Annotated in this window: 24 protein-coding genes; 10 read left to right on the top strand and 14 right to left on the bottom strand. The window is 64.9% G+C overall.

Features of this window, described 5'->3' with window-relative positions:
• Nucleotides 1–33: 33 nt before the first annotated feature.
• Nucleotides 34–999 (bottom strand): agmatine deiminase family protein, encoded by a 966-nt coding sequence (locus LQ954_RS10150; RefSeq protein WP_231022952.1) that lies wholly within the window; start codon nucleotides 997–999, stop codon nucleotides 34–36.
• Nucleotides 996–2,639, bottom strand: a complete 1,644-nt coding sequence (locus LQ954_RS10145) for a M28 family metallopeptidase (RefSeq protein WP_231022951.1) — start codon at nucleotides 2,637–2,639, stop codon at nucleotides 996–998. Before LQ954_RS10145 ends, LQ954_RS10150 begins: the two co-directional genes overlap by 4 nt.
• Before the next feature lie 126 nt (nucleotides 2,640–2,765).
• On the opposite strand from LQ954_RS10145, the gene LQ954_RS10140 reads away from it, so the two are divergent.
• Complete coding sequence (locus LQ954_RS10140; protein WP_231022950.1) at nucleotides 2,766–4,757, top strand: alpha/beta hydrolase family protein; 1,992 nt, start codon at nucleotides 2,766–2,768, stop codon at nucleotides 4,755–4,757.
• Nucleotides 4,758–4,846: 89 nt separating this feature from the next.
• Here LQ954_RS10140 and rpsD read toward each other — a convergent pair whose 3' ends face one another.
• Entirely contained in the window at nucleotides 4,847–5,461 is a 615-nt protein-coding gene (gene rpsD / locus LQ954_RS10135; protein WP_088367976.1) for a 30S ribosomal protein S4, read from the bottom strand.
• A gap of 175 nt (nucleotides 5,462–5,636) precedes the next feature.
• Between rpsD and LQ954_RS10130 the strand changes: the two genes are divergently transcribed.
• Genes LQ954_RS10130 through LQ954_RS10120 form a run of 3 tightly spaced genes read left to right on the top strand, consistent with a single transcriptional unit; the run spans nucleotide 5,637 to nucleotide 9,523 of the window.
• Nucleotides 5,637–5,948, top strand: coding sequence for a chorismate mutase (locus tag LQ954_RS10130; protein WP_231022949.1), 312 nt, complete (start codon nucleotides 5,637–5,639; stop codon nucleotides 5,946–5,948).
• Nucleotides 5,949–5,990: 42 nt separating this feature from the next.
• Nucleotides 5,991–8,462, top strand: a complete 2,472-nt coding sequence (locus LQ954_RS10125; protein WP_231022948.1) for a DegT/DnrJ/EryC1/StrS family aminotransferase — start codon at nucleotides 5,991–5,993, stop codon at nucleotides 8,460–8,462.
• Entirely contained in the window at nucleotides 8,459–9,523 is a 1,065-nt protein-coding gene (locus LQ954_RS10120; protein ID WP_231022947.1) for a glycosyltransferase family 2 protein, read from the top strand. The genes LQ954_RS10125 and LQ954_RS10120 overlap by 4 nt, the downstream gene beginning before the upstream one ends.
• Here the strand turns inward: LQ954_RS10120 and LQ954_RS10115 are convergent.
• On the bottom strand, nucleotides 9,505–10,209 hold the full coding sequence (locus LQ954_RS10115; protein ID WP_227771716.1) for a murein L,D-transpeptidase catalytic domain family protein: 705 nt from the start codon (nucleotides 10,207–10,209) through the stop codon (nucleotides 9,505–9,507). The genes LQ954_RS10120 and LQ954_RS10115 overlap by 19 nt on opposite strands.
• Nucleotides 10,210–10,415: 206 nt before the next feature.
• On the opposite strand from LQ954_RS10115, the gene LQ954_RS10110 reads away from it, so the two are divergent.
• Entirely contained in the window at nucleotides 10,416–11,042 is a 627-nt protein-coding gene (locus tag LQ954_RS10110; RefSeq protein ID WP_330999964.1) for a L,D-transpeptidase family protein, read from the top strand.
• Between the two features lie 134 nt (nucleotides 11,043–11,176).
• Here LQ954_RS10110 and LQ954_RS10105 read toward each other — a convergent pair whose 3' ends face one another.
• Nucleotides 11,177–12,133 carry an isopenicillin N synthase family dioxygenase gene (locus LQ954_RS10105; protein WP_231022946.1) on the bottom strand — a complete coding sequence of 319 codons (957 nt, stop codon included), beginning with the start codon at nucleotides 12,131–12,133 and terminating at the stop codon, nucleotides 11,177–11,179.
• 65 nt (nucleotides 12,134–12,198) lie between these two features.
• Between LQ954_RS10105 and LQ954_RS10100 the strand changes: the two genes are divergently transcribed.
• From LQ954_RS10100 to LQ954_RS10090, 3 genes are all read left to right on the top strand, one after another.
• Complete coding sequence (locus LQ954_RS10100) at nucleotides 12,199–12,726, top strand: hypothetical protein (protein ID WP_330999963.1); 528 nt, start codon at nucleotides 12,199–12,201, stop codon at nucleotides 12,724–12,726.
• On the top strand, nucleotides 12,704–13,399 hold the full coding sequence (locus LQ954_RS10095; RefSeq protein ID WP_231022945.1) for a hypothetical protein: 696 nt from the start codon (nucleotides 12,704–12,706) through the stop codon (nucleotides 13,397–13,399). The genes LQ954_RS10100 and LQ954_RS10095 overlap by 23 nt, the downstream gene beginning before the upstream one ends.
• 210 nt (nucleotides 13,400–13,609) lie before the next feature.
• On the top strand, nucleotides 13,610–13,948 hold the full coding sequence (locus tag LQ954_RS10090) for a DMT family protein (protein ID WP_227771721.1): 339 nt from the start codon (nucleotides 13,610–13,612) through the stop codon (nucleotides 13,946–13,948).
• Nucleotides 13,949–13,952: 4 nt separating this feature from the next.
• Here the strand turns inward: LQ954_RS10090 and LQ954_RS10085 are convergent, their stop codons facing one another.
• The 5 genes from LQ954_RS10085 to map all read right to left on the bottom strand — a co-directional run bounded on the left by LQ954_RS10085 (nucleotide 13,953) and on the right by map (nucleotide 20,008).
• Entirely contained in the window at nucleotides 13,953–14,531 is a 579-nt protein-coding gene (locus LQ954_RS10085; RefSeq protein WP_231022944.1) for a nitroreductase family protein, read from the bottom strand.
• A gap of 175 nt (nucleotides 14,532–14,706) precedes the next feature.
• Nucleotides 14,707–16,119: a type I glutamate--ammonia ligase gene (gene glnA / locus LQ954_RS10080; RefSeq protein ID WP_227771723.1), complete on the bottom strand. Its 1,413-nt coding sequence runs from the start codon at nucleotides 16,117–16,119 to the stop codon at nucleotides 14,707–14,709.
• 98 nt (nucleotides 16,120–16,217) lie between these two features.
• A complete protein-coding gene (locus LQ954_RS10075) occupies nucleotides 16,218–16,556 on the bottom strand; it encodes a P-II family nitrogen regulator (protein ID WP_088331109.1) in 339 nt (112 codons plus the stop codon).
• A gap of 218 nt (nucleotides 16,557–16,774) precedes the next feature.
• Entirely contained in the window at nucleotides 16,775–18,994 is a 2,220-nt protein-coding gene (locus LQ954_RS10070) for a PQQ-dependent dehydrogenase, methanol/ethanol family (protein WP_231022943.1), read from the bottom strand.
• Between the two features lie 186 nt (nucleotides 18,995–19,180).
• Complete coding sequence (map, locus tag LQ954_RS10065) at nucleotides 19,181–20,008, bottom strand: type I methionyl aminopeptidase (RefSeq protein WP_227771725.1); 828 nt, start codon at nucleotides 20,006–20,008, stop codon at nucleotides 19,181–19,183.
• A 54-nt stretch (nucleotides 20,009–20,062) separates the two neighbouring features.
• Between map and LQ954_RS10060 the strand changes: the two genes are divergently transcribed.
• Entirely contained in the window at nucleotides 20,063–20,821 is a 759-nt protein-coding gene (locus LQ954_RS10060; protein WP_227771726.1) for a competence/damage-inducible protein A, read from the top strand.
• Nucleotides 20,822–20,860: 39 nt separating this feature from the next.
• Here the strand turns inward: LQ954_RS10060 and LQ954_RS10055 are convergent, their stop codons facing one another.
• The 4 genes from LQ954_RS10055 to LQ954_RS10040 form a co-directional block, all read right to left on the bottom strand.
• On the bottom strand, nucleotides 20,861–21,718 hold the full coding sequence (locus LQ954_RS10055; protein ID WP_231022942.1) for a GGDEF domain-containing protein: 858 nt from the start codon (nucleotides 21,716–21,718) through the stop codon (nucleotides 20,861–20,863).
• A 128-nt stretch (nucleotides 21,719–21,846) separates the two neighbouring features.
• On the bottom strand, nucleotides 21,847–22,980 hold the full coding sequence (locus LQ954_RS10050; protein WP_231022941.1) for an NAD(P)H-dependent flavin oxidoreductase: 1,134 nt from the start codon (nucleotides 22,978–22,980) through the stop codon (nucleotides 21,847–21,849).
• A 122-nt stretch (nucleotides 22,981–23,102) separates the two neighbouring features.
• On the bottom strand, nucleotides 23,103–23,840 hold the full coding sequence (locus LQ954_RS10045; RefSeq protein ID WP_227771729.1) for a TorF family putative porin: 738 nt from the start codon (nucleotides 23,838–23,840) through the stop codon (nucleotides 23,103–23,105).
• 1 nt (nucleotide 23,841) lies between these two features.
• Complete coding sequence (locus tag LQ954_RS10040; protein ID WP_227771730.1) at nucleotides 23,842–24,273, bottom strand: hypothetical protein; 432 nt, start codon at nucleotides 24,271–24,273, stop codon at nucleotides 23,842–23,844.
• 174 nt (nucleotides 24,274–24,447) lie between these two features.
• Here LQ954_RS10040 and LQ954_RS10035 point away from each other — a divergent pair, with 174 nt between their 5' ends.
• On the top strand, nucleotides 24,448–25,773 hold the full coding sequence (locus LQ954_RS10035; RefSeq protein WP_231022940.1) for a M20/M25/M40 family metallo-hydrolase: 1,326 nt from the start codon (nucleotides 24,448–24,450) through the stop codon (nucleotides 25,771–25,773).
• The last annotated feature ends 136 nt before the right edge of the window (nucleotides 25,774–25,909 follow it).

The following is a 25,909-nucleotide window of genomic DNA, read 5'->3' as shown; positions in this document are numbered from 1 at the left end:
GGCAAGGCTGGGGTGGCCAGAAGGCGAGCGGCGTCAGGCAGGGATCTGCTGGGAGATGCAGTGGAAGCTGCCACCACCTGTCAGGATGGCGTCGGCGCGTAGCCCCACGACCTTCCGGTCCGGGAAGATCGCCTGAATCGCCTGCACGGCCGCCTGGTCTTGTTCGGAGCCGTAGATCGGCACCACGACGACCGCGTTGCCGATGTAGAAGTTCATGTAGCTCGCCGGTACGATCTCACCATCGCGCAGGACGCGACCCGGCGATGGCACCGTCACGACATCGACCCCGAACGCGCGCGCGCGCTCGATCGCCTGCTGATAGACGTGCCAGTTGGGATCATTCTCCTCGCCCACCGGCAGTGCCAGACGCCCCTCGCCGACGAAGCGGGCGAGGTTGTCGACATGGCCGTCGGTATGGTCGTTGAGCAGCCCATCACCAAGCCACAGCACCCGGTCGAAGCCGAGGTCGGCCGCCAGCCGCGACTCGATGTCGGCGCGTGACAGGTCGGGATTGCGGTTCAGGTTGAGCAGGCACTGCTCCGTGGTCACCACCAGGCCGGTGCCGTCTCCGTCGATGGCGCCACCCTCCAGCACCCAGCCGTGGCTTTGCACCTGCTGGCCCCGCTCCTCGGCCAGCCGCTGGCCGATGTCATCGTCGCCGGGCAGGTCGTATTTGCCGCCCCAGCCGTTGAACATGAAGTCGTGCGCCAGGCCGTCATGCCCGATGATCGGAGCAGTATCGCGCAGCCAGATATCGCCGAACAGTTCGACGACCACCTCGGCGAACGGCGCCATCCGCCGTGCCTCGGCTGCCGCCTCCTCGTCCGCGGCGACAAGCAATACCTGCTCGCCCTTGCCCTCCGCGTGAACGGCGGCGGCAAAAGCGACAACCTCGCTGCGCGCCTGTTCGAGGTCCTCCAACCAGAGATCCGGATGGCTCGGGAAACCGATCCAGACGGCCGTATGGGGCGCCCATTCGGGCTTGGGTGCGCGGCTCACTTCGCCTCCTGCCGAGACTTGTCGCGGATCGCCTTGAACTCGGCGGACGGGTACCAGTTGGGCCAGGCGTTGCCGTCGGCCAGCTGCCGTCCCAGCTGGTAATAGATGGTCAGATCCTGCACCGCGCCGTCCCAATTCCAGTTCGGATCATATTCATCCTTTGGGCCGTGATAACGGTTCTTCAGATAATCCGCGGAGGCACGCTCCCCGGCTGCCGTTCCGCCGTTCACCAGGTCAAGGCCGCTGCCACCCGAAAGCATCGGCACGCCCAGCTTCGCGAAGCTGAAATGATCGGAACGATAATAATGTCCCTTTTCCGGCGTGGCTTCGGCCGAGACGGTCCGGCCCTGCGCCGCCAGCAGCGGCTTCACCATATCCTCCAGCTCGGACTTGCCGGCCCCCGCGATCTCGAAATCGCGGGTCGCGCCCAGCGTGTTCAGCCCGTCCATGTTGACGCCGCCCACCGTCTTGCCGAGCGGGAAAGCCGGATTGGCAGCATAATATTGCGAACCCAGCAGGCCGCTTTCCTCTGCGGTCACGGCGACAAAGGCGACCGACCGCCGCGTCGGACCGCCCGCGCGATAGGCCTCGGCCATGGCGACCAGTGCCGCCGTGCCGCTCGCATTATCGGACGCACCGTTGCAGATGTCGTCCCCATCGACTGGGTCGCATCGGCCCAGATGGTCCCAGTGGGCCGAGTACAGCACCACCTCGTCAGGAGCGGTCGTGCCCGGCAGCATGCCGACAACATTCTTCGACATGCTGCGCTTGATCTCGTTCGAGAAGCTGCCCGACAGCTTCAGGCCGAGCGGCACGGCGCGGAACCCCTTCTGCTTGGCCGCGGCGGACAGCTGGTCGAAATCCTTGCCAGCGGCGGCGAACAGTTCCTTCGCCTTGGCCAGCTGGATCCAGCCAACCATTTCGCTCTGGTCCATATGGTTGTTCGGGACGTCCAGTTCATATTGTGCGCCCGTCCATGACGACTGAACCACGGACCAGCCGTAGGCTGCCGGCTCCGTATCGTGGACGATGATCGCGCCAGCCGCCCCCTGGCGGGCGGCTTCCTCGAACTTGTAGGTCCAACGACCGTAATAGGTCATCGCGCGGCCCTCGAACAAACCGGCCAGCGCGCCTGCTTCCTTGGTCTGCCAGTCCGGATCGTTGACGAGGATGACGACCGTCTTTCCCTTCACGTCCAGGCCGGCATAGTCGTTCCAGCCCTTCTCGGGCGCATTGATGCCATAGCCTACGAAGACCAGGTCGCTGTTCTTCAACTCGATTTTCGGCACGACCCGATATGTTCCGGCGACGATATCCGTTCGATAGTTGAACGTGACCGGCGCCTTGCCGCCCGTCGCCGTGAAGGCAGAAACGTTGCCGGCCGTGATCTCCACCATCGGCACGTCCTGGGTCCACTGCCCCTTGTTGCCGGGCTTCAGCCCCGCCGCCTGAAAGCGCTTCACCAGATAGTCGATGGTCTTCTTTTCGCCGGCCGTTGTCGGCGCACGCCCTTCATAGGCATCCGACGACAATTCCTTGGTGACCGACTTCAGCGTCTCCACCGAAATCTGCGGCGCGGTCTGCGCCAGCGCGGGGGTGGCGACGATGAGAGCGGCAAGGGAACACAATATCGAACGCATCCGCAAAACCTCATAGGAAGGATTGCTGTCCCATACAGGTTGCAGCCCCGCTCGCAACGCACTCGCGCGCCCTTGCAATTGCCCTGACGCCCGGCAAAGTTGCTTCCTGGGGGGGAAATCAAGACCATGACAATAAGATTGAAGTCGCGCGCGCTTGTCGCGGCGTTGTTGGCGGCTGCGTCGCCGGTTACAGCGCAGGCGCAAGGTGCCGCGCCATTGGCTCGGGCGTTCGGCGCACGGGAGGGCATCAGCCAGATCAGCCTTTCGCCGGATGGAAGTCGCGTTGCCATGATCGTACCGGCGGGCACCAGGGGTGCAGCGCTGATGATCGCCGATCCTGCCAAGGGCGGTGAGCCTGTCTCGATCATGCAGACGAGCGGAAATCCCGAAAAGCTGGCAAGCTGCCAATGGGCCACGACAGAGCGCCTGGTCTGCCGTGCCGTCGTGATGACGCGCAATTCCAACCTGATCGAAGGCTATACGCGCCTGTTCGCGATCAATGCTGATGGCAAGGATTTCAAACTCATCACCGCCCGGGTGAACGAGCGCTCCTTGTACTTTCACGGCGACGGCGGGCGCGTCCTCGACCTCACCGGCGATGGCAAGGGAACTGTCCTGGTTGCCCGGCAATATGTTCCGGAAAGCTCGATCGACCGGGTCATTCAGAAGAATGACGAAGGTCTGGGCGTGGAACGGGTCGATCTGAAAACGCTTCAGCGTCGGCCGGTCGAGCGCGCGAAGCGCGACGCGGTCGAATATATCAGCGACGGGGTCGGCACGGTCCGCATCATGGGCGTGCGGCCGATCGCCGGAACTGGCTATTCTGCCAACGAGATCAACTATTTCTATCGAAAGCCGGAGTCACGGACATGGGAGCCGCTGTCCAAGCTCGAGCTACTCGGCGGACGCTACAAGGGCTTCAACCCTTATGCGGTGGATCCCAAGCTGAACGTCGCCTTCGGCTTTGACGATTACAACGGTCGGCAAGCGCTCTGGAAAGTGGCGCTGGACGGATCGATGCGGCGCGATCTTGTGCTCGCCAATACGCAGGTGGACGTCGATGATCTGATCCAGATCGGTCGGCACCGCCGCGTCGTTGGGGCAAGCATTGCCACTGATTTCCGGCAGCCCCAGTTCTTTGACACGGAACTGGCCGCTTTGTCGAAGTCGCTTGCCAAGGCACTGCCCAAGCAGCCGCTCGTCAGCTTCGTCGACGCCAGCACCGACGAAAGCAAGCTGCTGATGTTCGCCGGGGGAGACACCCACCCGGGCACCTTCTACCTTTTCGAAAAGCAGAACCGGAAACTCGCCGAGGTACTGCCCATTCGGGCCGAACTGGCAGGGGTGCCACTCGCAACCATGAAGCCGGTCACCTTTCCGGCCGCCGACGGAACGAAGATCCCGGGCTATCTGACCCTGCCGGTCAACAGTGACGGCAAGAACCTGCCCGCCATTGTCATGCCGCACGGCGGGCCCTCGGCGCGTGACGAATGGGGCTTCGACTGGTGGGCACAGTTCTTCGCGGCGCGCGGCTTCGCGGTGCTGCAACCCAACTTCCGTGGCTCTACGGGCTATGGCTCGGACTGGTTCGCCGACAATGGCTTCAAGTCGTGGCGCACGGCGATCGGCGACGTGAATGACGCCGGCCGCTGGCTCTTGTCCTCCGGGATCGCACGCCACGGCAAGCTCGCGATCGTCGGTTGGTCATATGGCGGCTATGCCGCGCTCCAGTCAGGCGTCGTTGACCCCGATCTGTACAAGGCGGTCATCGCCGTGGCGCCGGTAACCGACCTTGCCGCCTGGAAGCAGGAATTCTTTGAACGGGGGAATTACCCGCAGGTTGTGCGCATGGTCGGCGAAGGTCCCCATGTCCGGGAAGGCTCCCCCGCGCAAAATGCAGCGGCGATCCGCGCGCCCGTTCTGATGTTCCACGGCGACCTCGACCTCAATGTCGAAATCGAGGAAGCACGCCTGATGGAACGTGCGCTGCGCAGCGCCGGCAAGAGCGTCGAACTGGTCGAATATAAGGGGCTTGCCCATTCGCTGGACGACGGCGCCGCGCGTGCCGACATGCTGGAACGGTCGGACACCTTCCTGCGCAAGTCGCTGGGCCTGTAAGCAAAGGAAAAGGGCGGCCCCGCAGGACCGCCCTTTTCTTTTCCACTCCGCCGAGGCGGTGACACTCCGGCTCGCACCGGAGCATCAGATCAGCGGCTGTAGAACTCGACCACCAGGTTCGGTTCCATCTTCACCGGATACGGCACTTCGTCCAGCGTCGGTACGCGGATGAAGGTCACCTTGGTGGTGCCGTCCTGGACGACATAGTCAGGAACGTCACGCTCGGCCAGGTTCTGCGCCTCGAGCACCAGCGCCATTTCCTGCGCCTTCTTGCCGATGGTGATTTCGTCGTTCACCGCGCAGCGACGCGACGCAATGTTGCACTTCACGCCGTTCACGTAAACGTGGCCGTGGCTGACGAGCTGGCGGGCAGCGAAGATCGTCGGCGCGAACTTCGCGCGGTACACGATCATGTCCAGGCGACGCTCGAGCAGGCCGATCAGGTTCTGCGAAGTGTCACCCTTCATCCGGGCAGCTTCGTCGTAGCAGTGGCGGAACTGCTTCTCGGTGACGTCGCCGTAATAGCCCTTCAGCTTCTGCTTGGCGCGCAGCTGGATGCCGAAGTCCGACACCTTGCCCTTGCGGCGCTGGCCGTGCTGGCCCGGGCCGTATTCACGCTTGTTCACCGGGCTCTTCGGACGGCCCCAGATGTTCTCGCCCAAACGGCGGTCGAGCTTGTGCTTGGCGCTATGGCGCTTCGACATCGTCTTTCCTTCGATTTGCTAACAACGTTGGTCCCGGTATCGCACCGGCCGCCATCTGGCGGACAGGCCACCTGCTTCACCGGAGTGCAGGGGCGATCGCGAAGCGGCGCGCCTACGCGCAGCCGCCTGCGAAGTCAAGCTGGACAGCCGCGGCCTGCCCCGCCAAGGCGCGCGGATGACGATCCTTTCCGGACCAGAATGCAGCACCATGGCCGAAGTACGCGCCGGGGTCGACCAGGTCGATCGCGAGCTCATCGCGCTGCTGCGCCGCCGCTTCGACTATATGGACGCCGCCGCCCGCATCAAGCCGGAGCGTGGGCAGGTGCGCGACGAGGCGCGCAAGGCGCAAGTGATCGCCAACGCCCGCGCCCATGCCGCCGCTGCCGGCCTTCCCGAACAGGCGATCGGCCAGCTGTGGGATGACCTGGTGGAAGCCTCCATCGCCTATGAGCTGGCCGAATATGACCGGCGGGTAACCAAGTCTTAGGCCGCCTCCGCCAAGCTCATGGACGGGGAGGAAGTACCGTCCATGAAGCGTCTGCCGTTGATCACGCCACATCCGCCGCGGCTGAGCGCTCTAACCGATGCGCTCACCCGGATCGAGGATTCCGGGATCTACAGCAATAACGGCCCAGTCCTCCGCGCCTTTGAGGCGGATGCGACGCGCCGGCTGTTCGGTGGCCGCGGTGCCTGTCTGGCGGTCGCCAATGCCACGCTCGGCCTGATGATCTCTTTGCGCGATGCTGTCAGCGACGGGCCCGCGGGGCGTTTCGCCTTGATGCCGGCAATGACCTTTGCCGCGACCGCGCAGGCGGCGTGGTGGGCAGGACTGACGCCGCTCGTCTGCGACGTCGATGCTGACGATTGGAGCGCCGCCGCTGATGAGGAGGAGCGCTTGCTGGAGCGCTACGGCGCGCAGATCGCTGCCCTCGTCCCCTATGCGACCTTCGGCTTCGGCATCGACCTCGACCGTTACCGCTGGCTCTCCCGCCGCTTCGGCGTGGCTGTGGTGATCGATGCCGCCGCCTCGCTCGGCACCACCGATGCCACTGGGCTCGGCTTCGGCGCCGGCGCTCCCTTTCCTGTCGTGTTCTCGATGCACGCGACCAAGCCGTTCGCCACGCAGGAGGGCGGCCTCATCCATTGCGCGGACGAGGACCGGATCGAGCGGCTGCGGGCGATGGCCAATTTCGGCTTCACCGCGCCGCGCACGGCGACATTGCCAGGCCTGAACGCCAAGATGCCCGAGGCCATGGCGCTGGTGGCCCAGGCACGGTTGGACGATTTCGCACGCATTGCTCGCCACCGCGACCAGTTGGCCGACGCCTACCGTGATGCGATCGCCGGCCGCTACACGGCGCAGCCGCAACGCGCCGGTCGGCAGGCGCTCGGTTTCTTCCCGCTGCTGCTGCCCTCCGAACGCACGCATGAACGCGACACGATCATCGCCCGGCTGGGTGAGGAAGGCATTGGCGCGGGCAAGTATTTCAGCCCGCATCTGGGGGAGCAGCCTTGGGTCCGCGGCGTTGCGCAGATCGAGCCTACGCCCGTCGCCGACATGGTGGGCAGCCGGCTCCTTTCGCTACCGCTGTCGGACACGATGACGACCAAAGACGTGGCCCGCGTCATCGAAACCCTGGACCGCATCGTCGCGCTCAAGCCAAGGTCGATCCCGGCCGCGCCGCCACCGGTCGCGGAAACCATGATCATCGGCGGCGGCCCGGCCGGTACTGCGCTGCTCACCGCCGCCAGCCGCCACGGCGTCCTCCCCGATCTTTCCCACGGCCTCATCGTGGTGGAGCGGGATGGATCGATCGGCGGCGGCCAGTTGGGCCGCTATGCGATCACCTCCGATTCAACGGCGCAAACCTTCCTGAGCGCCATTGAGGGCAACGCCGATCCGGCGATTGCCGCTCTTGCCGATCACCCTGCCGCCCTGGCGGTGGCTCGCCACCGTGCCTCGCTCGGCGTACCACTGGCGGAGGTTGGCCCCCTCCTGCGCGCCATCGGCGATCGCCTTCACGCCAGCGTCACGGCGCATGGCGGCACGGTGATGACCGGGATGGAGGCCCTGAGCGCCCGGCACAAGGACGGGCGGTGGCATGTGCGCCTGCGCGATACGACCACCCACCGGGATGTTGAGCGCGTGGCGCGAAATCTGGTGATCGCCACTGGCGGACATCAGCCGCTCGACCGGCTCGTCACGCAACGCGTGGCGGGCGCATCGCTGGTCGACATGGCCGGCGATCGCCTTGTTCAGTCGGATTCGGTGCTCGCTCGCGGCGGCTTCGAGATGGTGGCGGATCTGCTATCCGGCAAACGGGCGCCGCGCGTCGCCGTGATCGGTGGATCGACCAGCGCGCTCACCACGGTTGCGCTGCTGCTGCGGGAGCGTCCGGCGCTGCCGTTCGGCGCCGGCGGCATCACCCTGCTCCACCGCCGCCCCCTGCGCCCGTTCTACCATTCGGTGGAAGCCGCCCACGCCGAAGGGTTCACCGATTTCGGGCCGGACGACATCTGCCCGGTCTCCGGCTTCGTCTATCGCCTCGCCGGTTTCCGGTTGGAGGCCCGCGAGCTCGTGCTTCGCATGCTCGGGATCGACGGACGCGCGCCAGAGCCGCGGATCGCGCTGCATCGCGTCACCGGAGACGATGATGCCGCCGCGCGCGACATCCTTGGCACGGCCGATCTGGTCATCGCTGCCATGGGCTACCGCCCGCGCGCGCTGCCGCTGGAGGACGCAGACGGTCGCCCGCTCGCGCTTGCCGCACATGCCGGCGCCCCGATGGTGGATGGTGCCTGCCGGATCCGCGACGCCGCGGGAGCGCCCCTCCCCGGCCTGTACGGCATTGGGCTTGCCGCCGGCTTTGTTCCTCATGGCAAGCTGGGTGGAGAGGCTAGCTTCGTCGGTCAGGCGAACGGCCTTTGGCTCTGGCAGAATGACGTGGGCATGATGATCGTGGATCAGCTGCTGGCCGGACAGGCAAAGGCGGCGGCGTGAGCGGCCCGCCCGTCGTCAGCGTGATCATGGCCGCCTATAATGGCGCCGATCTGCTGCCGGCGACCCTCGCCACCTTGCAGAAGCAGACGTTCACCGATTTCGAGGTGATCGTTGTCGACGATTGCTCCCAGGACGAGACGCGCGAGATGCTGCGCGCATGGCCAGACCCGCGCGTTCGCATGATCGCGCTGGACCAGAACGGCGGGCCGGTCCGCGCGCGCAACCGCGCGTTTGCGGAAGCGCGAGGCAGATACGTCGCTGGACTGGACCAGGACGATCTCTGCCTGCCCGACCGGTTCGCGCGGCAAATCGCCTATCTCGACGCCCACCCCGAAACCGTTCTGCTCGCCAGCGCGACAGAGGTGCTGGAGGGTGCCCGCCTGCTGCCCTCGCCCCACGTGGCCCACACCACGCCCGCTCTGCTTCGCTGGCTGATCCGGATCGAAAATCCGTTCGTGTGGTCGTCGGTGATGGTAAGAATGGATGCGGCCCGGCGTCTCAACCCGTTCACCAGGCCGGACATCCTCTATGCCGAGGATTTCGACCTCTATCACCGCATGGCGGCGCTGGGCGAGATTGCCCGCATCGACACGCCGCTCCTTGCCTACCGCCGCCACGCCGGCGGCGCGTCGCAGCGTTATGAGGACAGGATGCTGGCCAGCGCGCGACAGGTTCTCGCCGGCGCCTATACGCCGCTTCTAGGGGAACAGGCTGAACCCGCAGCTGCGCTGGTGGTGGAACATCTCATGCATGGCCAGCCGGTGCCGGATCGTGCCACGCTGGCAGCCCTCGGCAACTATCTGGTCCGCCTTCAGGAGGCGTTCCTTGCGGAGCGGCCCTGGCGCGCGGCCGACATACGGTTGGTTCGTTGGGCCACGGCGCGGCGCTGGGCCGATGTATCGCGCCGCTCGCTGCGCGCCGGCACCCTCAGCCTGGGGGACGCCCTCGCCGTTCGCCCGCCGCACTTGGGGCTGGGCCATGCCGGTTTGGAGGAATTGTTATGGGCGCGGCTGATCGGCCGCGCCCGACGTGCCCGCCAGCGTTATACCTTCGCGGCGTAGATCATCCGGCCCTGGCCCAGCCGCTCGAACACTTCGGCCAGCTCGCGCTCGCCAACGGCAAAGCAGCCCTGGCTGCGGCCGAGCCGGCCATGGGTCCGCAGCATATCCTCGTTCGAATACCACGCGCCATGAACCACGATGGCACGCGCCAGCGCATTGTTGTTGGTCGGATCGAGGCCGATCAGACGCTGCGACTTGCCGTGCTTGCCGACGTAGTAATTGTCCGCGAGGAAGGCGCCCTCGCAGGAGGCATTCGACCCGTTGAGGTTCGAGAAGCGCTGCAAATAGCCAGTGTGGCTCGGATCCGATCCGCTTCCGTGTGCCACCAGCTTGGACACGCTCTTGCCGCTGACCAGGTCGATGAAGTGGAAGCGGCGCTGCGACGACGGCGCCGAAAAGTCTGCGATGACGATCCGGTCGCGCATCTTGATGGTGTTGCCATGGCGCTCAAGCGCCGCCAGCGCCTGACGCATCAGGTCAGGGCGAACGACTCGCGGCGAGCTCGGCACTACCCGCGGCGCAGGGCGCACCGGTGCCAGCGCAGACGGAGTTAGCGGTCGCGGCTGCGACTCGGCCGCACGCATCGCTGCGGAGACCGCATCCGGTACCACCATCGCCCCGGCCAGCGCGCCAGCCGTCTTCAGCAAGCCACGACGCGTCGGCGCCGTTTCACCCAATTTCGCCATCGATTTTGCTATCCCCGTTCCCGGTATGCGACGGTTATAGCAGGAAAAAGGTGAATAATCTTCGCCCTTTCCGTAAACGGGCGGTCCGGCACGGCCCATCCACCGCGCATATGACGCGGTTCATCGCATGGCACCAATTTCAAGAGTACGCGTTTATGATGCGACGGCCCGGCTGATCGGGCCCCCACATCGAAAGGGGTCGCACCATGCGCTTGATTCGCGCGCTGTTGCCGGCTGCCCTCGGAATGGCAGCCTTCACATCTATGCCTGCTTTGGCGGAAACGTCAACGGCTTCCGTCGTCGGCAATGCGTCTGGCGTTGCTCTGGTGGAGGCTGCCGCCAGCCTCACGCCGGGCGAATATCTGTGGGAACAGGACGTGGCGGCAGGGCCCGTCAGCATCCTGATCAGTATCCCTGACCAGAAAGCCTATGTTTATCGGGGTGATAACCTCGTGGCGGTGTCGACTGTTTCGACCGGCAAGGAAGGAAAGGAGACGCCCGTCGGCGTTTTCACCATCCTGCAGAAGAAGCAGATGCACCACTCCAATCTGTATGACAACGCGCCCATGCCTTTCATGCAGCGGCTGACCTGGGATGGCATCGCCATCCACGCCGGCAAGAACCCGGGCTTTCCCGCGTCGCACGGCTGCATCCGGGTGCCAACGGCCTTCGCCAAGAAGCTCTTTACCGCCACGGAGCTGGGCGCGACGGTGGAGGTGACCGACATGGCCTTCTCCGGTGACATGATGGCGCCGCGCAGTGATGCGCAGATGACCGCAGCCGCAAACAACCCGGTCGAGCCGGACCTCAAGACGTTTCTCGCGAGTCGCTGAGGCAGGGCGTAACGCCTTGCCCCTGGGCTGATCGTTCCCGGCACCGATGCGGACGGGAGCGCAGCCGGGGTCAGGTCGATATTGTGTTGATGCCCGTACGAAAAAGGGCGGAGCTTTGATGCCCCGCCCCGTTTTCACTTCTTGATCAGGCCGATCTCAACCAGTCGTTCATGCAGATAGCCGTTGGCGGTGATCGGCGTGGGATAACGATTGGGGTTATCCGGCGTGATCGTCTGCGGCAGCGTTTCGATCAGGAAGTCGGGCGCTGGATGCAGGAAGAACGGCATCGAATAGCGCGAATGCCCGCGGCGCTCCGGCGGCGGATTGACCACTCGGTGCGTCGTGGACGGCAGAACATGGTTGGTCAGCCGCTGCAGCATGTCACCGACGTTGACGACCATGGCGCCTTCTGGCGGCTTGATGGCCAGCCACGCGCCCGAATCGCGGTCCAGCAGCTCCAGCCCCGCTTCCTCAGCGCCCAGCAACAGGGTGATGAGGTTGATGTCCTCGTGCGCGCCGGCACGCACGCCTTCCGCGTCCACCGGGATTGGCGGATAATGCAGCAGGCGAAGCACCGAATTGCCGTCCTTCACGGCCGGATCGAACCAGTTCGGCGTCAGTCCCAGATGGCGCGCGATTGCGGACAGCAGCTTGTCGCCGGCAGTGTCGAACGCGCGGAACAGCTCCAGGAACGTGTCCTTGAACCCGTCGGGCCGCGCTGGCCAGACGTTCGCCGGCATCTCGCTTTCGTAATGATGCCCCGCCGGCAACTCGCGCCCGACGTGCCAGAATTCCTTCAGGTCGACGTGCTTGGCGTCCTTGGCGATCTCCGTCTTGAACGGCGTATAGCCACGCGCACCGCCCGCACCTTCGATGAAGTAACGGCGCTTCTCATCGTCAGGCAGTGCAAACAGCGCTTCGGTCTGGGCCCAGGCGCGCGCGATCAGATCCTGCGGAATGCCGTGGTCGGCAACAATGGCGAACCCGAACCGGCGGAATGATCCGCCCAGATCTTCTGCAAATCGGTCGGGGTTGTGAGCCTGGTCGGCCAGGCTCAGCGTCGGCACCTTGGCCAACGGTGTATCAAGCATCACTAACGCCTTCGTGGAACAGCGGAATGGCCGCTACATAGGCCAGCGCTGTTTGCGCCGCCAGTGTGGCCGAAACTCTCCACCCGGAGGCCGAATGTCGCCGGCAGGCGGCCGATGCCCGACGTTGCGTGGCCGAACAGCGCTGTTCCTGCCCCCCCTACAAAGACCGCAGGGGCGTTCCACCGAAGCCGCCCGGAACCCGGCATGGTGTGCATCCGTTCGACAGGGCACGATCAGGAGGAAAGATCATGGGCGGCCATCAGGTGACCAGCCACGGCGCAGACGATCACGGTTTTGATGAGGACGGCTACGACGAAAGCCAGCGTGCCGAAATCCTCGAAGCAACCCGGGACGGCCCGGGCGACGGCACGATCATCACCGATCTCGATCCTGACATCGATATCGATGACATCGACGACGTCGAAGAGGATGATCTTGTCATGCTCGACAATGAAATCGGCGAGCAGCACGACGACGCCGATCAGGACGATGATGACGTTGCCGAAGATATCGTCCAGGATGAATTCGACGACGGGTCGATCGAAGACGACGAAGACCTCGACGATCCCGATGACATCGCGCTCAATTCCTGAGCGCGGAGCGGTTCTGCATCTCGGCGCGGCGGTTGCATTGCTCTGCCCTGCCTGCTCGCCGAGACAGCCGTCGGACGAGGTCAACATTGCCGATGCGGCGCAGACTGCTCGCGAATCGATCGGCAACTATCGCGGGGAGAAATTGGGCGATCGCCCTGGCCCTGCCCATCCAACAGCTAAGCGGCCCGCGCCAGCACCCTCGCCCACACCACCTGCCTCAACACCGGCCGCCGCAGCAAGCGCCGGAGCGGCGGAAGCAGAAGAGCCTGACGCGCAAGCAGCCGTTGATGTCGTGCTAACTTATCACCGCCTGATCGGCCAGCGTCGGTACGACGAGGCGTGGAGCTTGTGGGACCGCGAGGGCGCTGCTTCCGGAATGTCTCCCGGTACATTCGCCGCCAGCTTCGCCAAGTATCGGAAATATCAGGCCGAAGTCGGGCCACCCGGCCGGATCGACGCCGGCGCTGGTCAGCGCTACGTGACCGTCCCTGTCTCGGTGAAAGGCACGCTGCGAGACGGCAATATCGTTACCCTCTCAGGTTCGATGATCCTTCACCGCGCCGGTCCGATCGACGGGGCAACCGCCCGGCAACTTGGTTGGCGGCTGTACGAGTCCACACTGAAACCGCGGTCACCCGCGCCGAGTGCGGCGAACCCAAACACCGCCCCTTAACTTTGCAATCATGCAATCGCAGCAGGGCGCCGGGATCCCGGTTAGCAGCTTCTGAACGACTGCACCGCGACGCAACTCCAGCACCAGATCACTCCGATCGGTTCGTTCCCCTACCCCACGCCGGCAGCCGATCCGCGGATTCACCAAACTGACGTCGCGCTACCTGCAAATAGCCTTCAATGCCCGCGGGTCCGCGCCTAGACCGGCGACATGCCCACGATTGCGCTGCTGCTCATCTCCAACGTCTTCATGACGATCGCCTGGTACTGGCATTTGAAGGGTGGAATGGCGAAGCCGCTGCCCACCGTCATCTTGCTGAGTTGGTGTATTGCGCTGGTCGAATACTGTTTCGCGGTGCCCGCCAACCGGCTCGGCTATGCGAGCGGCTGGACTGGCGGTCAGTTGAAGGTTGCGCAGGAGGTAATCACGCTCCTGGTCTTCGGCGTGTTCGCAGTGCTGGTTCTTGGCGAGCAGTTGAGCTGGCGCCATGCCGGCGCCTTCGTCTGCCTGGTGGGCGCCGCCGCCTTCATGTTTGCGGGGCGAAGCTGACGGTTCAGCGCGACCAAGTCTGAACAGTTTGCGTCAGATCGGGCCGGGGCCGCTCCTCTAGCGGGCGGGACGGCGTACCGATGAAGATGAACCCCGCAATCCGCTCGGGCGCGGCACCAAACGCGTCGCGAACCTGATCGTTGAACGCCGCCCAGGTGGTCAACCACCCACCTGCGAACCCCATGGCATGCGCCGCGTGAAGCAGGTTCATGCAGGCGGCACCCGTCGACAATTCCTGTTCCCACAAGGGGATCTGGCTGTCCGTGCGCGGCGACGACAACGCCACGACCAAGGCTGGCGCCTGCCGTGCGAATTGCTCGATCGACTCGATCTCCAGCCGCTTCGCCTCGGGGCGATCGGCTCGATAAGCATCCACCAGAAGTGCCGCGAAAGCGTCCCGCTGGTCCGGCTCCACGATCACGAACCGCCACGGCGCCAGCTTACCGTGATCTGGCGTGCGGCATGCAATGGCGCACATCTCTTGAAGCTGCGCCTTGTCCGGGCCGGGTGCGGCCAGGTCGCGCGGCTTGCCCGAGCGACGGGTGGTCAAAAGCGAGAGCGGCGTTGACGTGTCGTTGAACATAAGGGCGTTCTAGCCGCGCCGTCCGGTGGGTCGAGTGAATTGCGGTGACCGCATCCTTGCCAAAAAGAAAAGAGCGCCCCTGTCGGGACGCTCTCTCCTCAACCAACACCTCGCCCGTCAGGCGCGGCCGCCATCTGTCAGCGCGTTCCGGCTAGGGCCGGCGCGCAGTCGGGCATCAGGCGCTGTAATACATGTCGAACTCGACCGGGCTCGGCGTCATCTCCCAACGGGCGACTTCGCTCCACTTCAGTTCGACATAAGCTTCGATCTGATCCTTGGTGAACACGTCGCCCTTGAGGAGGAAGTCGTGATCAGCGAGCAGGCTGTCGAGCGCCTCACGCAGCGAGGCGGCCACGGTCGGAACCTCGGCGAGCTCTGCCGGCGGCAGGTCGTAGAGGTTCTTGTCCATCGCATCGCCGGGGTGGATCTTGTTCTGGATACCGTCGAGCCCAGCCATCAGCAGCGCCGCGTAGGCGAGGTACGGATTCGCCATGGCGTCTGGGAAGCGCACCTCAACACGCTTAGACTTGGCGCCCGTGCCGTACGGAATGCGGCATGAGGCCGAGCGATTGCGGCTGGAATAGGCCAGCAGCACCGGTGCCTCGTAGCCCGGTACCAGTCGCTTGTAGCTGTTGGTCGTCGGGTTGGTGAACGCATTCAGCGCCTTGGCGTGCTTGATGATGCCGCCGATGAAGTAGAGGCACATGTCCGATAGACCGGCATAGCCGTTGCCGGCGAACAGCGGGTTCTTGCCATCCCAGATCGAGAAGTGGGTGTGCATGCCCGAGCCGTTATCTTCCTTGATCGGCTTGGGCATGAAGGTGGCCGTCTTGCCATAAGCATGGGCGACCTGATGCACGACATACTTGTAGATCTGCATGCGATCGGCGGTGGTGGTCAGCGTGCCGAAGGTAAGGCCCAGCTCGTGCTGCGCAGCGGCCACCTCGTGGTGGTGCTTGTCGCACGGCAGGCCCATCTCGAGCATGGTCGAGACCATTTCGCCACGGATGTCGACGGCGCTGTCGACCGGCGCGACGGGGAAATAGCCGCCCTTGGCACGCGGGCGATGCGCAAGGTTGCCACCTTCATATTCCCGGCCGGTATTGGTGGGCAGCTCGATGTCGTCGATCTTGAAATAAGACGCGGCATAGTTCGTGTCGAACTGCACGTTGTCGAACATGAAGAATTCGGCTTCCGGGCCGACATAGACGGTGTCGCCGATCCCCGTGGAGGCGACATAGGCCTCCGCGCGCTTCGCCGTGGTGCGCGGATCGCGCGCATAGCCTTCACCGGTCGACGGCTCGAGAATGTCGCAGAACACGATCAGCATCGGCGTCGCAGAGAAAGGATCCGTGTACACCGCATCCAGATCCGGCTTCAGGATCATGTCGGACTCGTTGATCGCCTTCCAGCCTTCGATCGACGAGCCGTCGAACATCAGGCCATCGGTCCACTCGTCCTCGCCCATCACGCTGGCGACCATGGTGAGGTGCTGCCACTTGCCCTTGGGATCGGTGAAGCGCAGGTCGACCCACTCGATCTCTTCGTCCTTGATGCGCTTGATGACGTCTGCGGCGGTCGTAGCCATTTGTTCTCTCTTTTCCTCTGCGTCACCCCGGCAAACACCGGAGTCTCTTTTCATTGCGGAGCGATCCCGGCGCTGTGCCGGGATGACGTGATCAGGGTTCAGATTGCGTCGTCGTTGCGCTCACCCGTGCGAATGCGCAGTGCAGTTTCCACTGGGATGACGAAAATCTTGCCATCGCCGATACGGCCGGTTTGCGCCGCCTGTGCGATCGCTTCCACTACCCGTTCCACCAGGCCGTCCTCGACCACCACCTCAAGCTTCACCTTCGGCAGGAAGTCGACGACATACTCGGCACCGCGGTACAGTTCCGTGTGGCCCTTCTGCCGCCCGAACCCCTTGGCTTCGGTCACGGTGATGCCGGACACCCCCACTTCGTGGAGCGCCTCCTTCACTTCGTCGAGCTTGAACGGCTTGATGATCGCTTCGATCTTCTTCACGCGGAAACGCCCACCCCTGGTTTGAACCCTTGCCCCGCCACCGGTGCTTGCATTGAACGTGCCAGCCGGAAGCCGGGAGGGCAAGGCAGCGACTCGCCCACGCCAAGCTTGTCGCTACTGCCCGAAAAACAGGCATTTGGCGGCCAAGTGCCGCTTTACGCGGCACCTTCCAGGTCGCCGCTGCCGCGCTACTGATCAGGCGGGCAGCGGCTGAGGGATCAACGCACCCCGGTTGGGACCGGCGACTTTGCAGCAGCCGGCGCTGGCGCCACCTGCTTCTGCACGCCACCCAGGTTCTTCTGAGCCCAGTGCGCCTCGTCGATCACATACAGTCGGATCAGCTGAGCCTGCTCCGGCGTCAGCACCCGGGCGAAGCTCACCATGCCCTTGTCCTTCAACATGCCGTCGATGAGGATCGCCTTCCACGTGTCCGGATCCCCCAAAGCGGCAGACCGCTGCAGATTCGGCAGCACGCCGCCACCGCCTGCGCTGGCGCCGTGGCAGACCTGGCAATAGCGACCGAACAGCGCCTGCCCCTGCGCCACTTGCGGCGGGGTCGCCTTGTTTTCGGGCAGGTTAACCGGGGTCGAATCCTGCGGTTGCGTTCCCGGCAGCTGGGCCTTGCCGCCGAGCTTGAACACCAAGAGGCGCGGGACGTTTGGGACGTCGCGGGCTTTGCCGATCGCATAGCCGATCGACAGCGGCAGCGCGCCGCCGCGCCCGGCGAGCACCGCGACATATTGGTCGTTGCCGACCATGAAGGTGGCCGCGCCGGCCATGATCCCGGTGCCGACCGGATAGCTGAAGAGCTGCTTTCCGGTATCTGCGGCATAAGCGCGGAACTCACCGAGCGCCGTCCCCTGGAAGACGAGATTGCCCGCGGTCGTCATCGTGCCGCCGTTCCAGGGCGTCGGATAATCGACCGTCCAGCGCGCCTTGTTGGCGACCGGATCCCAGGCGACGAGACGCCCGGTAGCACCGGCGATCGCCTGCTTCACCGCTGCCGGATCGCGCGGATACATGGCGTTGCCGAGATCCTGGCCGACGTTGAAGCCAAGTGGCTTCGCCTTATCCAGATCCGACGACGGATTGAGGTAGGCCGAGCCGACGATCTGCGCCGGGATATAGGCAAGGCCGGCCTGCGGATTGAAGCTCATCGGCTGCCAATTGTGCGCGGCGATCGCGCTCGGCACCGCGAGGAACGGCTTGCCCGTCTTGTAATAGCGCGCCTCGGGATTCTCGATCGGGCGGCCCGTCTTCAAATCATAGCCGCTCGCCCAGTTAACGCCTGGGATGAACTGGCCAGCGTTGATCAGCTTCCCGTTGGTGCGGTCGATGACGTAGAAGAAGCCGTTCTTGGGCGCCTGCATCAGCACGCGGCGCTGCTGGCCGCCGATGTTGAGCGTGGCGAGATTGATCGGCTGGGTAGCGGTGAAGTCCCAGGTTTCGCCCGGCGTCTCCTGATAATGCCAGACATATTCGCCGGTATCAGGCTTCAGCGCGACGATCGAGGAGAGGAAGAGATTGTCGCCCTTGCCCTCGCTGCGCAGGCCATGGTTCCAGGGCGAGCCGTTGCCGACGCCGAGGTACAGCTGATCGAGCTCCGCGTCATAGACGATCGAATCCCACACCGTGCCGCCGCCGCCGGACTGCTTCCACTGGCCGTTTTCCGACCAGGTCGGCGCGACCTTGGCCATCGCCGCGTCGCTTGCCTCACCGTCCGGTGCGCCGGTGGGGTTGGGGACGGTGTAGAAGCGCCACTTCTTCGCGCCGGTTCCGGCATCATAGGCGGTGACATAGCCGCGCACGCCGAATTCTGCGCCGCCGTTGCCGATCACGACCATGCCCTTCACCACGCGCGGCGCGCCAGTGATCGTGTAAGGCTTTGAATTGTCGGTCGTCTGGACTGACCAATCCTGCTTGCCGGTGGCCGCGTCGAGCGCGATCAGGCGGCCGTCGATGGTGCCGAGATAGAGCCGGCCTTTCCACGCCGCGACGCCGCGGTTGACGACGTCACAGCAGGCCTGAACGCCCTTTTCCGGGTTCACCTTGGGGTCGAATTCCCACAGTTTCTGACCGGTGGCGGCGTCGAAAGCGAACACCTTGGACCAGGGCCCGGTGACGAACATCTTGCCGTCCACCACGACCGGCGTCGCCTCCTGTCCCCGCGCATCGGGCATGTCCGCATACCAGGCGAGGCCGAGCTGGCCGACATTCTCCGCATTGATCTGCGTCAGCGGGGAGAAGCGCTGCTCCTGATAATTGTAGCCGGTCATCGCCCAGTCGCGTCCATCACCGCCACTGGTCAGCAGGGCCGCGTCCACCTTGCCGACGCCCGTGGTGGCAGATCGATCTGCCGCCGCGGTCCCGTCTTCACCACTATTGGCCTTGCACGAGACGAGCGCCACCGCTGCGAGCAGCGCAAATACGATCCGCATCTTCCTCTCCCGCCCCTGACGAGCTTCGAGGTCGGAGACTGGCGCAGCCGCCAGGGAAAGGAAAGGGGCTAAGTCGGCCGGATTAACCTGTCACTATTGACAGGGCTGAAGACAGGCTGAGCCCGGTGGGTTGCACATTGCCGATACCCCTAAGTGGGGCAGCATCGCCGCCCCGTCCCGGGGAAATCAGGCGTACGGTGGCTTGTGCAGCCCTGCTGGCGAGAAGGTGAAGACCTCGCAACCGTCCTCGGTGATGCCGATCGAATGCTCAAACTGGGCCGACAGGGAACGATCGCGCGTCACCGCCGTCCAGCCATCGTCGAGCAGCTTCACGTCCGGCCGACCGATATTGATCATCGGCTCGATCGTGAAAATCATACCCGGCTTCAGCTCTGGGCCAGTGCCCGGCCGGCCGACATGCACCACCTCCGGCGCATCATGAAACAACCGCCCCAGACCATGGCCGCAGAAATCGCGAACCACGCCATAGCGATGCGATTCAGCATAACGCTGGATGACGTGGGCCACATCGCCCAGCGTGTTGCCCGGCTTCGCCTGCTCGATCCCCAGCATCAGGCACTCGTGCGTCACGTCCACCAGGCGTCGCGCCTTCAAGGGCACGTCACCAATCAGATACATCCGCGATGAATCACCGTGCCAGCCATCCAGAATGGGCGTCACGTCGACGTTGACGATATCGCCCGATTTCAGCGTCTTCTCGCTGGGAATGCCATGGCAGACGACATGATTGATCGAGATGCAGCAGCTATGGGTATAACCGCGATAGCCAAGCGTCGCCGGTACGCCGCCGCGGCTCTTGATGAAATCATGCACCAGCCGGTCGATCTCGGCAGTGGTAACGCCCGGCACCATGTGCGGGATGATCATGTCCAGCGTCTCGGCGGCAAGCTGACCGGCGGCGCGCATCCCGACAAAGGCGTCCGGGCCATGCAGCTTGATCGCGCCGTTGCGGCCCATGGGCGCGTCACTGGTGACGGTAACATATTCGGTCATGACCGCCGATATAGCGTGACGAGGGTAGTTTTGCGAGGCTATGCCGAGGCTCGCATGGAAAGCGAACGCATCTGGACCGCCGCTCTCGTCGTGATCGGCGACGAAATCCTCTCCGGCCGAACGCAGGACAAGAACATCGCGCAAATCGCGCAATGGTTGAATGTCCAAGGCATTCGTCTGGTCGAAGTTCGCGTGGTGCCCGATCGAGAAGACGCGATTGTAGAGGCGGTGAACACGTTGCGCGCCCGCAACGATTATCTCTTCACCACCGGTGGAATTGGGCCGACGCACGACGACATCACGGTGGATGCGATTGCTACCGCATTGGGCGTCGGCGTCGTTCATCACCCTGAGGCCGTCGCCGTGCTGGAGCGCTATTATGCCACCCGCGGCGGGGCCAGCGAGGCTCGGCTGCGTATGGCGCGCGTACCTGAGGGGGCCGAGCTGATCGAAAACCGAATGTCGGGGGCGCCGGGCATTCACATCGGCAACGTCTTTATCATGGCCGGCGTGCCGCACATCACTGCTGGCATGCTCGACTCGCTGACCGGTACGCTTCAGGGCGGCCGGCCAGTTGTCAGCCGACAAATCGGCTGCTGGGTTGCCGAAAGCGAGATTGCCGACGTGCTGCGCGAGGCGGAACGGACCCATGCGGGGGTTGCGATCGGCAGTTACCCTTTCTTCCGCGAAGGGCGGACCGGCGCGAACTTCGTGGTGCGGTCACCAGATGGCTCCGCGGTGGATGCGTGCATCGCCGATCTCACGGCCGCACTGGAGGCGGCGGGTCACCAGGTGTTCGCGGAAGGGATCTGATCCCCTCCGCGCCGAAGGAGTTGGAGCGCGGCAGGGGCCTCAGCAACTGAGCTCCGCGTTGCTCAGGATCCGCGCCCGCCCGCGGTGTTTGGCTTCATACAGCGCGGAGTCTGCCCGGCGCAGCGCCTCGTCGAGGGTGCGCCGCGATGCTGCGGTTGTTCCCGCTGAGAAGGTAACCGGCCGCTCGCCAAGATGCGCGAGCGGTTCATTCCGGATCCGCTCGGCAATCCGCATCAGCACCGATTGTGCCTGCGCCTCCGTTGCTCCGCGAAAGTAAACCAGGAATTCTTCGCCGCCCCAGCGGGCGACCAGATCGGTGTGCCGCACTGTCCCGGCGAGTACCTTTGCGAAATCCTGCAGCACGCGATCGCCTGTCTCATGCCCCAGCAGGTCGTTCACGAGCTTGAAATGGTCCATGTCCACCAGCGCCACGGCGCCGGTTGTTTCCTGTTCGGATAAGGTATCGAGCTGCTGCAACAGCCCGCGGCGATTCAGCACGCCGGTGAGGACATCGACATTCGCTTCTCGGCTCAGCTTGCGCATCCGCTCCGCTGTGGCACCAGCCGCCCGGTTGACCCCGGCGAGCAGGCGCGCGGCAAGGTCGCCGCCCGACAGCTGCGGTACCTGCGCGATCTCGCCATCGTCCGCATCATTCAATGCCCGGGCGGCGAGATCGATTGGGGCTAGCAACGCATAGATCCCGCCGACCGCGATCAGCATCCCGAGCACGGTGGCGGCTATCACGACGATCGCGCCTAGAACGTCGAGCCGCCCGGTCGCCGCCGCCCAGACCAGAAAAGCGGCCAGGGGCAGGTGCGTGCCCACAAAACACACCGCAAACAGCCGCAGTTGCAGGCTGCGCGGAAAAATGAACGAGCTTGCAAGATACAAGCGCATGGCCCGCCTTCCCCCTTCTCGGAAATCCCGGCACGCCCAATCGCGGCGTGCCGGAATGACCTGGGGAGAAGGGCGTTACCTAAGCGTTAGCGGAGCGATGAAGATGCCGCCTGATCGGACGAGACGAGTCAATCGCCGATCAAATTGGTCATCCGCTCCACCGCCTCGGCGAACTCCATCTTGAAGTCTTGGACGACCTGACCGGCTGGACGAACCTGATCGACCAGGCCCACGCCTTGGCCCACGAAATACGTCACCATCTCGCGCGCGGCAGGATCGCCCTTTTGCGCGGCCACGTCGCAGGCGCGGATGGCGGGTTCGCTGATCAGGCTCTGGTACGGCATCGGCAACGGGCCGGGCGATTCCGGTCCCTCCCACGCATCGGTCCAAGCGGAACGAAGCTGGCGAGATGGCTTGCCGGTGCGGCTCTTGGAGCGAACCGTGTCACGCGAACTGGCCTCGACCATCTTCTCGCGGAACACGTCGGAACATTCGCTCTCAGGCGTCGCGAGCCACACCGATCCGGTCCAAACGCCATCAGCTCCCATCGCCATGGAGGCCGCCATTTGCCCGCCGGTCATGATCCCGCCGGCCGCGAGCACTGGCACGCGCTGGCCGCGTGCTTCCAGCGCGCGGATCACTTCGGGCACCAGCACCATGGTCGAAACTTCGCCGCAATGGCCGCCGGCCTCGCCACCCTGCACCACCAGGATGTCAACGCCGGCCTCGACCTGGCGGATTGCATGCTCCTTTGCGCCCACCAGCGCCGCGACCGGCACGCCGCGCTCGCGCCCCATGTCGATCATCGCTTGCGGCGGCACGCCCAGCGCGTTCGCGATCAGCTTGATCGGGTGGCGGAAGGCCACGTTGAGCATCTCCAGCGCCAGATTCGGGTCGAACGGCGCTGGCGCGTCTGAATTGGCCCGCTCCTCCGGCATCGTGAAATGATGCTTCTGTGCCAGCTTGCCGACGAATTCGCGATGTTCGACGGGCACCTTGTCCATGATGGACGCGCGGGTCAGCCCCTTCGCGCCGCCGGTGGCCAGGTTTTCCGGGATCAGCACGTCAAGGCCATAGGGCTTGCCATCGACATGAGCGTCGATCCAGGCGAGCTCCATCTCCAGGCTTTCCAGCGTATGTCCGGTCGCGCCCAGCACGCCGAACCCTCCGGCACGGCTCACCGCCGCAACCACATCCCGGCAATGGCTGAAGGCGAGCAGCGGAAAATCGATACCCAGCATCTCGCAAATCGGTGACTTCATCGTCCCTCTCCCTGATCGTTTGGGGCCTTCTGACGGCTCCGCAATGGAAAAGGAAGAGTCCGGACACCCCGTCCGGTTTACGCCCGCGACGCTCCCCGAAACGGGCGGGCGCAAAGCCGGGATCAGAAATTAATGGCGAGCCGCGCGGTCACTTTGTCGCCGGTATGGCGTCCATTCGCAAAGGGCGAGTCAACCACCTGCTCGATGTCGGTTCCCGTGTAGGTCAGCCCCAGCGTGACTGGCCCGGTGATGTGATCAACGCCAAGCGACCAATCGGTATAGTCGCCGCCGGGGCGCAGACGCGCAGCGCGGCGCCAGTCATCAACGCTGCCGGTGGAGTGACCGATTTCCGCATTGAGCGTAAAGGGTGTCGCCGGCACGCCGACACGCGCGCGGGCGCCAAACCAAAGATTGTCTCCGCCGATCGCGTTCTGATCCGGCGCATAGCGCGCATCGATCCCGACCTCGGCTGGCCCCAGCGCATAGCTGGCACCAAGGCCAACCTCGACATAGTCGAGCCGCTCGGCCGCGCCGGCAAACAGATGGCCCGTAACGAATCCATCCAGTCGTAGCCCACCACCGATGTCGCGGGAGAAGCCGCCCGTCATGTCGAACACGGCATCTGCTCCGCCATGCCGGGGGTCGCCGCGCGTTCCGGTAACGCGCGCGCTCACGTCGAACCCGGATGGCATACCCAAGCTGACACTTGCCGCCGGCGACAGCTCCCCGTCGCTCCAGCTGATCCCGCGCCGCCGTTCGTCCGTTGCCACTTCGACGCTGGCGCCGAGATCTGCCTGAGCGAATGCTGGCAGGGCCGCAGCAGCGGAGGCTGCGGCCAACACGATTGCGATCGCCTTCATGTCAGCTACGCGCCGGCGCGTGAGCGGCGTCCAGTTCGAGCGCCAGGGCATCGCGGTCCTGCTCCGCCACAGCCAGCAAGTGCTCGCGTACCGCGCTGCTCCGTGCAGTCACCTCCTGCGCGATGGCAGACCGCTGGGCAGAGCACCAGCCGGGGCGGCTGCCCCCGATCGGCGCATCGCTGGCGATGGTGCGGGCAAGCACATGACCGGCGGCGCTTCGTGCCTCCCGATGGATGCTGACGTTCGCCTTCCAGGCACAGCGGAGCGTGCTTGCGCGGCCACCCGGCCCGGCAACCCCGACCTGCTTGTGGCTCACGTCCAGGTTACTGCGATACGTGACGTCCACGCGCTGTCCGCGATAATCGAGTTCGACACGATGCGCGTCGACTGATGGTGCGCCGAGCAGCAGCCCGGCGGCGATGATGAGGCTCATGTTCGGTCTCCTGCCTGTACGGCGGGCTTTCTCGCCCGCTCGCATGACCGCGCCGACCTGCGCGGCTTGGAGGGAATGGCCGAAGCGCCGTTCGCGTTCAATGCACCTGCAAAAAGCGCAACGATTTGACATGATCCCCTACACATCCCGGAATCACTCGCTAAGCCTGCGTAGATGATCGCTCGCCGCTACCTCGCCGCTCTTCCGCTTCCTGCCGTCGCGCTTCCAGCCATGGCTCTGCTCCTAGGCGCCGCGGCAGGCGCGCCGGAAACGCGCATGAAGGATGTGATCGCGCAGGAGGTTCCGCGGCACGAGGCACTGCTCGAAAAGCTTGTTCGGCAGAATTCGGGCAGCCTCAACATCGCGGGTGTGAAGACCGTAGGCGATCTGATGCGCGCGGAGCTGGAGCCACTCGGTTTCGCGGTCGAATGGGTCGACATGACGGCAACGGGCCGCGCCGGCCATGTGGTGGCCACGCACAAGGGCAACGGCCGCGGCAAGCGCGTATTGCTGATCGGCCACCTCGACACCGTGTTCGAGCCCGACAGCCCGTTCACCGGCTGGTCGCGCGAAGGGGATCGCGTGACGGGTCCCGGCGTCGGCGATGACAAGGGCGGCCTTGTCGTGATCGTTGCCACTTTGCGAGCGATGCAGGCTGCCGGAACGCTCAAGAACGCGGACATCAAGATCGTGCTGACCGGCGATGAGGAGAAGACCGGCGCACCGCTCGCCACCGCGCGCAAGGATCTGATCGAGGCGGGGAAATGGGCGGACGTGGCGCTCGAATATGAAAACCTGGCCGTCGACGGGACGCAGGAATTTGCCACCACGGCCCGGCGCAGTTCCACCAATTGGGAAATTCTCACGAGCGGGCGCACCGGTCATTCCAGCGGCATTTTCAACGCTTCGATGGGCTATGGTGCAGTGTACGAGCTCGCACGCATTCTTGATGAATTCCGCCGTACGCTCCCGGAACCGAACCTGACCTTCAACGCCAGCGTCGTTGTCGGCGGAACACCGGCGGCGCTGGATGCAGCGGGGGTGAAGGGCACGGCGGAAGGCAAGACGAACGTCATCCCGGCCCGGGCCGTGGCGCGTGGCGATCTGCGCAGCCTCTCGCCCGAGCAGGACACACGGATCAAGGCCGCGATGGAGGGTATCGTCGCCAAGCACCTGCCAGGCACCGATGCCTCGATCCGCTTCTTTGAAGGCTATCCGTCCATGCCGCCGACCGCCGGCAATCGCGCACTGATGGACAAGCTCAACCAGGTAAACCGCGATCTCGGCTTGCCGGAAATGCAGGAAATGGACCCCGCGAAGCGCGGCGCGGCAGACTCCAGCTTCGTCGCCGCAGACGCAGTGACGCTCGGAGGCATGGGCGCGTCCGGAGGCGGTGCGCATGCCGTTGGAGAATGGGTGGACCTCAGGAGCCTGCCGCGCCAGGCACTGCGCAGCGCCGCCCTGATCTCCCGCCTTACCGCTGAGCCGCGCACCAAATAGATCGGCCCTTTACTGTCGGCACCGTTTGGCCGCAGCAGGCCCTGTAGACCGGCACTGCCGCGGTATCCCCGATCGACGTCGCCGCTTCGCCCATTATGACGGGCAGCCACTGTGGGCCTCCGCGAGCACTGGAAGG

Source organism: Sphingomonas sp. IC-11, assembly GCF_021043365.1.
Lineage (GTDB): Bacteria > Pseudomonadota > Alphaproteobacteria > Sphingomonadales > Sphingomonadaceae > Sphingomonas.
This window is presented reverse-complemented; position numbering and strand designations above follow the sequence as displayed.

Excerpts from the sequence above, each read along its gene's own strand:
- LQ954_RS10145 (WP_231022951.1), bottom strand. The coding sequence starts at position 2,639 with ATGCGTTCGATATTGTGTTCCCTTGCCGCTCTCATCGTCGCCACCCCC.
- LQ954_RS10140 (WP_231022950.1), top strand. The coding sequence starts at position 2,766 with ATGACAATAAGATTGAAGTCGCGCGCGCTTGTCGCGGCGTTGTTGGCG.
- rpsD (WP_088367976.1), bottom strand. The coding sequence starts at position 5,461 with ATGTCGAAGCGCCATAGCGCCAAGCACAAGCTCGACCGCCGTTTGGGC.
- LQ954_RS10130 (WP_231022949.1), top strand. The coding sequence starts at position 5,637 with ATGACGATCCTTTCCGGACCAGAATGCAGCACCATGGCCGAAGTACGC.
- LQ954_RS10125 (WP_231022948.1), top strand. The coding sequence starts at position 5,991 with ATGAAGCGTCTGCCGTTGATCACGCCACATCCGCCGCGGCTGAGCGCT.
- LQ954_RS10115 (WP_227771716.1), bottom strand. The coding sequence starts at position 10,209 with ATGGCGAAATTGGGTGAAACGGCGCCGACGCGTCGTGGCTTGCTGAAG.
- LQ954_RS10110 (WP_330999964.1), top strand. The coding sequence starts at position 10,416 with ATGCGCTTGATTCGCGCGCTGTTGCCGGCTGCCCTCGGAATGGCAGCC.
- LQ954_RS10105 (WP_231022946.1), bottom strand. The coding sequence starts at position 12,133 with ATGCTTGATACACCGTTGGCCAAGGTGCCGACGCTGAGCCTGGCCGAC.
- LQ954_RS10095 (WP_231022945.1), top strand. The coding sequence starts at position 12,704 with ATGACATCGCGCTCAATTCCTGAGCGCGGAGCGGTTCTGCATCTCGGC.
- LQ954_RS10090 (WP_227771721.1), top strand. The coding sequence starts at position 13,610 with ATGCCCACGATTGCGCTGCTGCTCATCTCCAACGTCTTCATGACGATC.
- LQ954_RS10085 (WP_231022944.1), bottom strand. The coding sequence starts at position 14,531 with ATGTTCAACGACACGTCAACGCCGCTCTCGCTTTTGACCACCCGTCGC.
- glnA (WP_227771723.1), bottom strand. The coding sequence starts at position 16,119 with ATGGCTACGACCGCCGCAGACGTCATCAAGCGCATCAAGGACGAAGAG.
- LQ954_RS10070 (WP_231022943.1), bottom strand. The coding sequence starts at position 18,994 with ATGCGGATCGTATTTGCGCTGCTCGCAGCGGTGGCGCTCGTCTCGTGC.
- map (WP_227771725.1), bottom strand. The coding sequence starts at position 20,008 with ATGACCGAATATGTTACCGTCACCAGTGACGCGCCCATGGGCCGCAAC.
- LQ954_RS10060 (WP_227771726.1), top strand. The coding sequence starts at position 20,063 with ATGGAAAGCGAACGCATCTGGACCGCCGCTCTCGTCGTGATCGGCGAC.
- LQ954_RS10055 (WP_231022942.1), bottom strand. The coding sequence starts at position 21,718 with ATGCGCTTGTATCTTGCAAGCTCGTTCATTTTTCCGCGCAGCCTGCAA.
- LQ954_RS10050 (WP_231022941.1), bottom strand. The coding sequence starts at position 22,980 with ATGAAGTCACCGATTTGCGAGATGCTGGGTATCGATTTTCCGCTGCTC.
- LQ954_RS10045 (WP_227771729.1), bottom strand. The coding sequence starts at position 23,840 with ATGAAGGCGATCGCAATCGTGTTGGCCGCAGCCTCCGCTGCTGCGGCC.
- LQ954_RS10040 (WP_227771730.1), bottom strand. The coding sequence starts at position 24,273 with ATGAGCCTCATCATCGCCGCCGGGCTGCTGCTCGGCGCACCATCAGTC.
- LQ954_RS10035 (WP_231022940.1), top strand. The coding sequence starts at position 24,448 with ATGATCGCTCGCCGCTACCTCGCCGCTCTTCCGCTTCCTGCCGTCGCG.